Origin of the sequence: Paraburkholderia megapolitana (genome assembly GCF_007556815.1) — a bacterium.
In the GTDB taxonomy this organism is placed as follows: Bacteria; Pseudomonadota; Gammaproteobacteria; order Burkholderiales; family Burkholderiaceae; genus Paraburkholderia; species Paraburkholderia megapolitana.
In genome coordinates this window covers 2,034,910-2,045,796 of the sequence record NZ_CP041745.1, presented here as the reverse complement: position 1 = coordinate 2,045,796, position 10,887 = coordinate 2,034,910, and the positions used below count along the sequence as shown (strand labels likewise).

Below are 10,887 nucleotides of genomic sequence, written 5' to 3'. Positions count from 1 at the left end.
CAACGCCGGTTGACCATTTGAATACCTCAACGGGCCACTGAACATCATGGAAATGACCACCGTCGACGTCAAGGAAGAGTTTGTCCAGTCCGTGCTCGATTCGCTGCATCGGGATCGCAGGCTCGGCGAGGCCATTTCGCTGGCCCACGGAAAATGCGAATCGGCTGCCGGCGTGATCGATCTGATTTTTCCGTTGATCACACAGAGATTGCGCATCGATTACATCCTGATGCTCAGCATCGAGAACAACCCTCGTGTGCTGTTGCAGTTTCTTCGGCTGGTCGAATCGCGGCTCGTACAGAACGACAGCTGGACCGTTGCGTCGGTCGAGGCATCGCTGCGTAGTGCGGTCGGCTCGTTGAACCTCGGTTGGGATCGTGCGCAGCGCTTGCTCAAGTGCTGCATCCTGTTCTCCGATTCGCCGCTGGAAATCGTTAGAAGCATCATGTGCCTCGGAAAGCAGGAAACGTCCCTCAGGTTGCGATCGGCCGCCGAGAACATCGAGCTTAGCCACCTGATCAGCTGAGTACCCTTCGTTCCACCATAAAAACTACTCACCAATATGCCGACAATTTTCGAATGTATCAATGCGGAGATGAACAATGGTTTTAGTCAACGAAACAGAAGCCGTTGCGGGTGTGGCTAGAGAAGACGCGGTGTTTTCCTTCCGAAGGATCATCGACTTTCTGGTTGCCGAAAAAGTTAACCACCGGGTCATGGTGCATCCACCGGAAGGGCAAACCGTTGCGGCCAGCTTGCTACGCGGACATAGCGTTGAACAGGCTGCCAAATGCATGGTGGTGGAGGTCAAACATGACAATGGCCAGCTGTCCTACGTACTCGCCGTTGTGTCCGGAAACAGAAGGGTCGCTTTAAAAAACGTGGCCGGTTTTCTTGAAGGCGTCAAAGCCAAGCTGGCACCGAGCCATATAGCGTCCCAGTTGACCCGGTGCGTGATGGGGGCTGTCCCGCCCATATCGTTCGATGACCGTCTTCAGGTCGTGGTCGACCGTGGACTGCTGTCCACCGAGGAAATCGTATTCAGTGCGGGGCGGCTCGATGTGTCGATCGGCGTCAACACCGACACCTACCTGAATGTCATTCGACATCAAATCGGCAGTATCTCCGAATAGTGACCCATGGACTCCGCTCAAAATAAATCGCCGCCGTGGCATTCGGTCATCGCCCTGATGTGGCGCAGCCACCCCTGGCTTACCGTAGGTACCGTCGTCACAGGTTTGATTAGCGGCGTTGCATCGATTGTCGGTGTGGGACTGATCACCAGAGTGCTGCACGATCAGAACAACCGGCAAACGTTGCTGCTGATCTTCATCGCACTGAATGCGATTGCAATTTTGTGCAGGACCGCTGCTGCTGCGATGCCATCGTATGCCTGCATGAAAATCATGACGAGGCTGCGCGTCGATCTATGCAAGAGGATTCTGGCGACGCCGCTGGAGGAAATCGATAGACGTGGCGCGCCCAATGTTCTGACTATGTTGACGCAGGATATTCCACAGCTCAGTCAGACCTTGCTGACCATTCCCACGATCATCGTTCAGGCCGTCGTGCTGGTGTGTAGCATCCTCTATCTGGCGTATCTCTCCTGGATCGTCTTTATCTCGACCGTCACGTTGATAGCCGTCGGCGTGGTGCTTTATCTATCGTTCTATCGGAAAGCAATCAACTTCACCGAAAGAGTGCGTGATGAATTCGTTCAATTCAACGAATACACACATGGCCTCGTGTTCGGGATCAAGGAACTCAAACTCAATCGGGACAGGCAACGCTGGTTCACCAAGGCAGCGATCGAACTATCGTCGAAGCGTGTGGCGGGATACAACTACACCGAGCGTTTCTGGTTCATGGGCGGCGACAGCTTCGGTCAGTTCACTGTAGCGGTACTGCTCGGGTTTCTGCTTTTCGGCGTACCGGCGCTGGGCGTCGTCGACCCCACGGTACTCACGGCAAGCATTCTGGCAGTTCTTTACACGATGGGACCGTTGACGGCGTTGATCAGTATTTTGCCGGCCATGGCCGAAGGCAGAACGGCGCTCGCGCGGTTGTCGGACTTTGGGTTCTCGATTGATGAGGCGCAAGATTCGCCTAAAAAGCCGCAGCCCTCCGGTGTCAAGGAGTTTCCTGCGGCGAAGCCGTGGCAGTTCATCGAGTTGAAAGACGTGAAGATGAATTACCACGACTATGACTCGTCAGCCGACTTCGCGCTGGGCCCTATCAACATGACGATTCATGCTGGGGAGCTGGTCTATATCATCGGTGGGAACGGCAGCGGCAAGAGTACGTTGGGCAAGATACTGAGCGGCCTCTATGCGCCTACCGAGGGCCATATTCTTCTCGATGGAAAGGTCGTCGACAACGATGGCCGGGAGCGTTATCGCAATCTGTTTTCCGCGGTGTTTACGGATTTTCATCTGTTCAATCGCATCATCGGACCGGCTCAGAGGAGCTCAAGCATCGAGCTTGCGCAGAAATATCTCGAGACGCTGAGGCTGGCGGATAAGGTTGAGATTCGCGGGAAAACTTATTCGACCACCAAGGCTTTGTCGACGGGACAACGTAAAAGGCTCGCGTTGCTGTGTGCCTATATCGAAGATCGCCCGATCTACATTCTCGATGAATGGGCTGCCGATCAAGACCCGGTCTTCAAGCGGTTTTTCTATGAGGTGCTGGTTCCCGATCTGAAGTCGCGTGGAAAATGCGTGATCATCATTACTCACGACGATCAGTATTTCAAACTGGCGGATCGGGTCATACATCTCGATAGCGGTCGCATCTCTTCCGATACCGCGATGTATGCCGTGCGCGCCAAAGTTGCCGGATGATTGTTGGGTCGCCGTCACGCTACTGTCCGGCTTCTGCGGGACAGTAGCGAATCGTTTCGATGTTGCGAATGCCGGCCATCACGCGGGCACCTGTTGCGCGTTCATCGGCCGCGTCAGAGCTGTATGAAATTCGACAACATTCTTTTGTTCTGCCGGCGCTTAATGGCAAACGACCTTCGGACTAGACTGGCTTCACTGAATCGCAAACGGGTGTTTGCGAAGAAACGAAGTCTGGAGGTAAATATCATGAAACTCGTTCAATCACTGATCATCGCCGCTGCTCTCGCTGTGCCGGCTGTTTCGTTTGCTGCATCGAATGGAGCGGATAACGGCGTCGCACAAAACGGCTTTGTAGCGGGCACTCATCACGCGCTGCATACCGTGGACCAGGCACTGGTTCGCGTCGATCACAAGATTCGTGCATCGATCCGTCCCGACGCTAACGACGGTATGAAGTCGATTTATTTTGGCGCGTGAAGTGGTGATGCTGCTTTCTGTTGAAGCCGTTGCACGACGGAAAGCAGCCCTTTGTTGGCCACGATGATGAAACACGCAATTGCATGAGCCGCGCACGGTTTTCGCTGTCTGGCGCGCCGAAACGCGGGCAACAAAAAACCCGCGGAGCGGATAGCCACGCGGGTTTCGGTGTACTACAGCAAGTCACTGCGGACCTACGTGGAAGCGAATCGCGAAACGGTTGGTGGGTGCTGAGAGGCTCGAACTCCCGACCTACGCCTTGTAAGGGCGCCGCTCTACCAACTGAGCTAAGCACCCGTTCCGCGACTTCCACTTGCCACCCGTCTGATTAGCGCTAAAACCCTCAGCGCTCACAACCGTCAATCAGGTAACAACAGCCCGCTAGTTTAGCGCATCTTTCAGTGCCTTGCCAGGCTTAAATTTGGGTACCTTGGCGGCCTTGATCTTGATCGCGGCGCCCGTGCGCGGATTGCGCCCGGTACGCGCGGTACGTTTGCCCACGGCGAACGTACCGAAGCCGACCAGCGTGACCGAACCGCCCGTTTTCAATGTCCCTTTGACACCGCCGATCACCGCATCGAGCGCGCGTCCCGCCGCTGCTTTGGAGATGTCGGCTTGCTGCGCAATATGGTCGATCAATTCCGTTTTGTTCATTCCAACCCCCGAGAATGTTTTGGGCAATCATGACAGCGCAGGAATGCGCCGAACAGGTATCCATTTGGTCCGACAGAACGCCGGGCCAACTCATTAGAATGGGCCGAAACCCTTGTGTCAAGCGGGGTTGAGCCTGATAACCCCGACTGACGCCGCGCCGCTTCATGACAGGGTATTGCGCGGAGTCGATGCGCGTGCAACGACCTGATAAACGGGGGAAACTGCTCAGAAAATGGGATCGAATGAATACGACCGATTAAACGGCGAAACAGCCGCCCCTCTACGCTTCAATAATCGTTCGGGCAATAAAAAACCCGCGGACAAGGCCGCGGGTTTTGCTGGCGAAAAACTGCCTGAGCGTCAGTGCTTCACGAACTCGCTTGCGCCAGCATCCTTCGCCGGCTCGGCGACCGGAGCAGCGGCTGCCGGTTTCGCTTCTTCTTCGGGCAACGGCTGCGGCGTGCGTTCGAGCGCCAGTTCGAGCACCTTGTCGATCCAGCGGACCGGCATGATTTCGATGGCGTTCTTCACGTTATCCGGAATCTCCGTCAGATCCTTGACGTTCTCTTCCGGAATCAGCACCAGCTTGATACCGCCACGGTGCGCCGCAAGCAGCTTTTCCTTCAACCCACCGATCGGCAGTACTTCGCCACGCAGCGTGATTTCACCGGTCATCGCCACATCTGCGCGCACCGGGATGCCGGTCAACACCGACACCAGCGCCGTCGTCATGGCCACACCGGCGGACGGACCGTCCTTCGGCGTCGCACCTTCCGGCACGTGGATGTGGATGTCCCGCTTCTCGAACGCTTCGTCCTTGATGCCGAGACGGCGCGAACGCGAACGCACGACCGAGCGCGCCGCTTCGACGGATTCCTTCATGACGTCGCCGAGCGAACCCGTGCGGATCACGTTGCCCTTACCAGGCATCTCTGCCGCTTCGATCGTCAGCAGATCGCCACCGACTTCCGTCCACGCGAGACCGGTAACCTGACCGATCTGGTTTTCCTTCGCGGCCAGACCGAAGTCGAACTTGCGCACACCGAGGAACGTGTCGAGGTTGCTGCCGTCGACCTTCACCGCGCCTTCCGCCTTCTTCAGCAGAAGCATCTTCACGACCTTGCGGCAGATCTTCGAGATTTCACGCTCGAGCGAACGCACACCGGCTTCACGCGTGTAGTAACGGATGATGTCGCGAATCGCCGTCTCTGCGACGTCGATCTCGTCGGTACTCAGCCCGTTGTTCTTCTTCTGCTTCGGCAACAGGTAACGCTGCGCGATGCTGACCTTCTCGTCTTCCGTATAACCCGACAGACGGATCACTTCCATCCGGTCGAGCAGCGGCGGCGGGATGTTCAGCGAATTCGACGTCGCGACGAACATCACGTCCGACAGATCGAAGTCGACTTCCACATAGTGGTCGGCGAACGTATGGTTCTGTTCGGGATCGAGCACCTCAAGCAAGGCCGACGACGGATCGCCGCGGAAGTCCTGCCCCATCTTGTCGACTTCGTCGAGCAGGAAGAGCGGATTGCGCACTGCGACCTTGGTCAGGCTCTGCAGGATCTTGCCCGGCATCGAACCGATGTAGGTCCGACGGTGGCCGCGAATCTCGGCCTCGTCGCGCACGCCGCCGAGTGCCATGCGCACGAACTTGCGGTTCGTTGCGCGCGCAATCGACTGGCCCAGCGACGTCTTGCCGACACCCGGAGGCCCAACCAGGCACAGGATCGGCGCCTTGACCTTTTCAACGCGTTGCTGGACCGCGAGATATTCGAGAATGCGTTCTTTCACCTTCTCGAGACCGAAGTGGTCTTCGTCGAGTACACGTTCCGCATTCGCGAGGTCGTTGTTGACCTTGCTCTTCTTGCGCCACGGCAAGCCGATCAGCGTATCGATGTAGTTGCGCACCACGGTCGCTTCGGCCGACATCGGCGACATCAGCTTGAGCTTCTTCAGCTCGGCATCCGCCTTCTTCTTGGCTTCCTTCGGCATGCGCGCAGCGGTGATGCGCTTCTCGAGTTCCTCGAGATCCGCACCTTCTTCGCCTTCGCCGAGTTCCTTCTGGATCGCCTTGACCTGCTCGTTCAGGTAGTACTCGCGCTGGCTCTTTTCCATCTGGCGCTTCACACGCCCACGGATGCGCTTTTCCACCTGCAGGATGTCGATCTCGGCTTCGAGCTGCGCGAGCAGATGCTCGAGCCGTTCGATGACCGGGAACATTTCGAGGATGTGCTGCTTCTGGTCGAGCTTGAGCGGCAGATGCGCCGCGATCGTGTCGGCCAGACGCCCGGCTTCGTCGATGCCCGACAGCGAGGTCAGGATTTCCGGCGGGATCTTCTTGTTCAGCTTCACGTACTGATCGAACTGCGACACGATGGCGCGGCGCAGCGCTTCAGTTTCAGCGCTGTCGGCATGGTCGGGTTCGAGCGGCATGACTTCGCACGAAAACTGCGTTTCCTGTTCTTCGATGGAAAGCGTCTTCGCGCGCTGCAGGCCTTCTACCAGCACCTTCACGGTGCCGTCAGGCAGCTTCAGCATTTGCAGGATGTTCGCAATACACCCTACTTCGTACATGTCTTTTTCGGTCGGCTCGTCTTTTGCCGCCGTTTTCTGGGCAACCAGCATGATGTGCTTGCCGCCCTCCATTGCCACTTCAAGTGCTTTGATCGACTTGGGCCGGCCTACGAAGAGCGGAATGACCATATGCGGGAAAACCACCACGTCGCGCAGCGGGAGCAGCGGGAGCGTAATGCGTTCCGGCGGGAGGAGTTGGGTTCCTGACATTTCATTTCCCCATTAATGGAATCAGTTCGTTCGATAGTTGAGGCCAGCAGAAAAGATTGCAAGCCTCCGCGGGTGGGAAAAGTTCAGTGACCACAAAAAGTACTGCCTGACCACAAGATAAACGAAAAAGCCGTTCATCACTCGTATGAACGGCTTTTTTCCGGAACTCTTTAAGCCGATCAATTCGATCCTGCCACCTTGGGCGCGTCTTCGTAGATCAACAGGGGCTTTCCATCGCCGTCGATGACGTTGTCATCGATGATGACCTTGCTGACGCCTTTCATGGCCGGCAGGTCGTACATCACGTCGAGCAACGCCTGTTCCAGGATGGAGCGCAAACCACGGGCACCGGTCTTGCGGCGAATCGCCTTGCGCGCTACGGCTTGCAGCGCGGCCGGACGAATTTCCAGCTCGACCCGTTCCATGTTGAACAGCTTGTGATACTGCTTCACCAGCGCGTTCTTCGGCTCCACGAGGATCTTCATCAGCGCGACTTCATCGAGCTTGCCGAGGGTCGCGACAACCGGCAGACGGCCGATCAGCTCGGGAATCAGGCCGAACTTGATCAGATCTTCCGGTTCGACTTCGCGCAGCACTTCGCCCGCATCGCGATCCTGCTTGCTCTTCACGCTCGCGCCGAAGCCAATGCCGGTCTTTTCCGTCCGGTCGACGATGACCTTTTCGAGGCCATCGAACGCACCGCCGCAAATGAACAGAATGTTCGTCGTATCGACCTGGATGAAGTCCTGGTTCGGATGCTTGCGCCCGCCCTGCGGCGGCACCGACGCCATCGTGCCTTCGACCAGCTTCAGCAGCGCCTGCTGCACGCCCTCACCCGATACGTCGCGGGTAATGGACGGGTTGTCGGACTTGCGGCTGATCTTGTCGATTTCGTCGATATAGACGATCCCGCGCTGCGCCTTGTCGACTTCGTAGTTGCAGTTCTGCAGGAGCTTCTGGATGATGTTTTCGACGTCCTCGCCGACATAGCCCGCTTCCGTCAGCGTGGTCGCATCGGCGATCACGAACGGTACGTTCAGGAGGCGTGCGAGCGTCTGCGCGAGCAGCGTCTTGCCCGAGCCAGTCGGGCCGATCAGCAGGATGTTGCTCTTCGACAGCTCGATTTCGTCCTTCTTCTCGAGATGCTTGAGCCGCTTGTAGTGGTTGTACACCGCGACCGCGAGAATCTTCTTCGCGCGCTCCTGGCCGATCACGTATTGATCGAGGATTTCACGGATTTCCTGCGGGCTCGGCAGATCGGACCGCGACAATCCGGCCTCGACACCTGCACCTGCCGCTTCATCGCGGATGATCTCGTTGCACAGGTCGATACATTCATCGCAGATGAACACCGACGGGCCGGCAATGAGTTTCTTGACCTCATGCTGACTCTTGCCGCAGAACGAGCAATACAACAGCTTTTCGCTGTTAGAACCTTTCTTGTCCGCCATAGATGTATGAGCCTCCGGACACTCGTGTGACATGATACGCCGTTTGCCCCACCCCCGCAGTCTGGGCGGGGATGACAGGGCAATGGCAGGAACGGCGTGGGCCGCGGGCGCTCAGGGCGGGCTTCGCTGGTTTTGCGGATTTTTCCGGCCAGGCGCCCCAAAACGGGGCAACCCGGGCCAGATCAAATCCGTTCAACCTGTCAGGGGCGCTTGTGCAGCACCTGATCGACGAGGCCATACGCCTGCGCATCCTCGCCGGACATGAAATTGTCGCGGTCGGTGTCGCGCGCAATCCGTTCGACCGGCTGGCCGGTGTGATGGGCGAGCAGACCGTTCAGGCGCTCTTTCAGGTACAGGATTTCGCGCGCCTGAATTTCGATGTCCGACGCCTGACCGCGTGCGCCGCCAAGCGGCTGGTGGATCATCACGCGCGAATTGGGCAACGCGAACCGCTTGCCCTTCGCGCCGGCTGCCAGCAGGAATGCGCCCATGCTGGCCGCGAGCCCCATGCACAGCGTCGATACGTCAGGCTTGATGAACTGCATCGTATCGTAGATCGCCATGCCCGCCGAAACGGAACCACCCGGGCTGTTGATGTAGAAATTGATGTCCTTGTCGGGATTCTCGCTTTCGAGAAACAGCAACTGTGCGACGACGAGATTCGCCGTCTGGTCGTTCACTTCACCGACGAGGAACACGAGACGCTCTTTGAGCAGCCGCGAGTAGATGTCATACGAACGCTCGCCGCGACCGCTCGTCTCCACGACGATCGGCACGAGACCGAGCGCCTGTGCTTCGAGATCCCGCGACGACTGGGAAGTCAACGTGTCCAGCATTTGGGCGCGAAAAGTCATGCAATGGATCCTTGTCTGGGAATATCTGTTCGGGACTGGACAGGTGAGTGCGAGGTGGGTCCTGTAACGCTGTATTCAAGTACACGAAACCGCACGACCGCACGACTCCGACACACGCTGCGCACCAGCTTCGCAAACGCCGCACAACACTGCAGCGGGCATGACGGCCCCAGCACACGCAACCTGAAAAAACGGCGTGCCGGCTGTCTGCTCCGACAGCCGGCACGCCGTTTCAGCGATGCTTACGCTTGCGCGGTCGCGCTTGCCAGTTCTTCGAAGCTCACTTCCTTGTCCGTCACCTTGGCCTTCTCGAGCACGAAATCGACGACGTTGGCTTCCACGACGTACGCTTCCATCTCGGCGAGGCGCTGCTGGTTGGAATAATACCAGCGGACGACTTCCTTCGGGTCCTCGTAGCTTTTCGCGAATTCGTCGACTTCGGCGCGGATCTGTTCCGGCTTCGCCTGCAGTTCGTTCGCCTTCACGAGTTCGGCCAGCACGAGGCCGAGCTTGACGCGACGCTCAGCCTGTTCCTTGAACATTTCAGCGGGAATCGGTGCGGTTTCGGCGTTCGGCACGCCACGTTGCGCGAGGTCCTGGCGCGCCATTTCGACGAGACGCTGCTGGTCCTGTTCGATCAGCGCGTTCGGCACGTCGAGCTCGGAGATTTTCAGCAGTGCATCCATCACCTGGTTCTTCACGATGGACTGCATGCGGCGCTTCGCTTCGCGCTCGAGGTTGTCCTTGATTTCGGCGCGCATCTTCGTCAGATCGCCGTCTGCAATGCCCAGCGACTTCGCGAATTCCGCATCGATTTCCGGCAGATGCGGCCACTCGATCTTCTTCATCGTGATCGTGAACTGCGCGGTCTTACCGGCGACATCCTTGCCGTGGTAATCGGCGGGGAACGTCAGGTCGAATTCGCGTGCTTCGCCGACCTTCTGGCCAACCGCGGCCTTTTCGAATTCCGGCAGCATGCGGCCTTCGCCGAGCACGAAGGCGAAATCTTCAGCGCTGCCGCCCTGGAACACTTCACCGTCGATCTTGCCGACGAAGTCCACCGTGACGCGGTCGCCGTCTTTCGCCGCGGTGTCAGCACCGCCGTCGCCATGCTCGCCGGCTTCGCCGCGCGCGTGGAAATGCACGCGCTGCTTGCGGAGGATGTCGAGCGTACGGTCGATTTCGGCTTCGCTGATCGTGGTCTTCGTGCGTTCGATTTCAGCGGTGGCGACGTCGCCCAGCTTCACTTCCGGATACACCTCGAACGTGGCGTCGAAAGCGTAGTCGCTTTCCGGTGCGTCGACCTTCGGGGCAAAGCTCGGTTGGCCGGCCACGCGCAGGTTTTCTGCGCGGCTGATGTCGAAGAACTCCTTGCCGACCTTGTCGCTCAGAACCTCGGCTTCCACCTGACCCGAGTACTGCTGGGTGACCATCTTGAGCGGCACCTTGCCCGGCCGGAAGCCCGGCATCCGCACGTTCTTTGCAAGCTGACGGATACGGGAATCCACTTCCTTCTGCACGGTGTCCTTCGGCAGGGAAATCGTCACACGGCGTTCGAGCTTGCCGAGGTTTTCAACAACGTTAGCCATGGCTTCAATCGTCCTAAAATTATTCGAGCGAATCAGTTATCTTTGCCGTGCCGTCTGTCGAGGTTCGTCCGGGCCTGGTGTGCGTCCTGTCTGAACGCCACCTGGGTGCCCCCCAGGAGCAATGAGCCGCGGCGTCGCCGGATATCCGGGAACGATCGCGCGCCTGTCGCCGCGGGCTCTCAGGCCGCCTGCAGCACGGTTTGGGTCAAAAGAGCCGAATATTTTAGCAAAC

General features: G+C 58.2%; 9 protein-coding genes and 1 tRNA gene. 4 read left to right on the top strand and 6 right to left on the bottom strand.

Annotated elements, in window-relative coordinates; all coding sequences use genetic code 11:
- The first annotated feature begins 46 nt into the window (after positions 1-46).
- From FNZ07_RS22585 to FNZ07_RS22570, 4 genes are all read left to right on the top strand, one after another.
- The gene (locus FNZ07_RS22585) at positions 47-526 is read left to right on the top strand and encodes a hypothetical protein (protein ID WP_091016590.1); all 480 of its coding nucleotides are present in this window, start codon (positions 47-49) and stop codon (positions 524-526) included.
- 76 nt (positions 527-602) lie between these two features.
- The gene (locus FNZ07_RS22580; protein ID WP_091016588.1) at positions 603-1,133 is read left to right on the top strand and encodes a YbaK/EbsC family protein; all 531 of its coding nucleotides are present in this window, start codon (positions 603-605) and stop codon (positions 1,131-1,133) included.
- Between the two features lie 6 nt (positions 1,134-1,139).
- Positions 1,140-2,843, top strand: coding sequence for a cyclic peptide export ABC transporter (locus FNZ07_RS22575; RefSeq protein WP_091016586.1), 1,704 nt, complete (start codon positions 1,140-1,142; stop codon positions 2,841-2,843).
- Between the two features lie 246 nt (positions 2,844-3,089).
- Positions 3,090-3,320, top strand: a complete 231-nt coding sequence (locus tag FNZ07_RS22570) for a hypothetical protein (RefSeq protein WP_091016583.1) — start codon at positions 3,090-3,092, stop codon at positions 3,318-3,320.
- A 221-nt stretch (positions 3,321-3,541) separates the two neighbouring features.
- On the opposite strand, the gene FNZ07_RS22565 is transcribed toward FNZ07_RS22570, so the two are convergent.
- The 6 genes from FNZ07_RS22565 to tig all read right to left on the bottom strand — a co-directional run bounded on the left by FNZ07_RS22565 (position 3,542) and on the right by tig (position 10,655).
- A tRNA-Val gene (locus FNZ07_RS22565) sits at positions 3,542-3,617 on the bottom strand.
- Positions 3,618-3,701: 84 nt separating this feature from the next.
- The gene (locus FNZ07_RS22560) at positions 3,702-3,974 is read right to left on the bottom strand and encodes an HU family DNA-binding protein (RefSeq protein WP_091016581.1); all 273 of its coding nucleotides are present in this window, start codon (positions 3,972-3,974) and stop codon (positions 3,702-3,704) included.
- 360 nt (positions 3,975-4,334) lie between these two features.
- The gene (gene lon / locus FNZ07_RS22555; RefSeq protein WP_091016579.1) at positions 4,335-6,761 is read right to left on the bottom strand and encodes an endopeptidase La; all 2,427 of its coding nucleotides are present in this window, start codon (positions 6,759-6,761) and stop codon (positions 4,335-4,337) included.
- Between the two features lie 179 nt (positions 6,762-6,940).
- Entirely contained in the window at positions 6,941-8,212 is a 1,272-nt protein-coding gene (gene clpX, locus FNZ07_RS22550) for an ATP-dependent Clp protease ATP-binding subunit ClpX (protein WP_091016577.1), read from the bottom strand.
- A gap of 200 nt (positions 8,213-8,412) precedes the next feature.
- The gene (gene clpP / locus FNZ07_RS22545; protein ID WP_091016575.1) at positions 8,413-9,066 is read right to left on the bottom strand and encodes an ATP-dependent Clp endopeptidase proteolytic subunit ClpP; all 654 of its coding nucleotides are present in this window, start codon (positions 9,064-9,066) and stop codon (positions 8,413-8,415) included.
- A gap of 242 nt (positions 9,067-9,308) precedes the next feature.
- Positions 9,309-10,655: a trigger factor gene (gene tig / locus FNZ07_RS22540; protein WP_091016573.1), complete on the bottom strand. Its 1,347-nt coding sequence runs from the start codon at positions 10,653-10,655 to the stop codon at positions 9,309-9,311.
- Positions 10,656-10,887 lie beyond the last annotated feature (232 nt).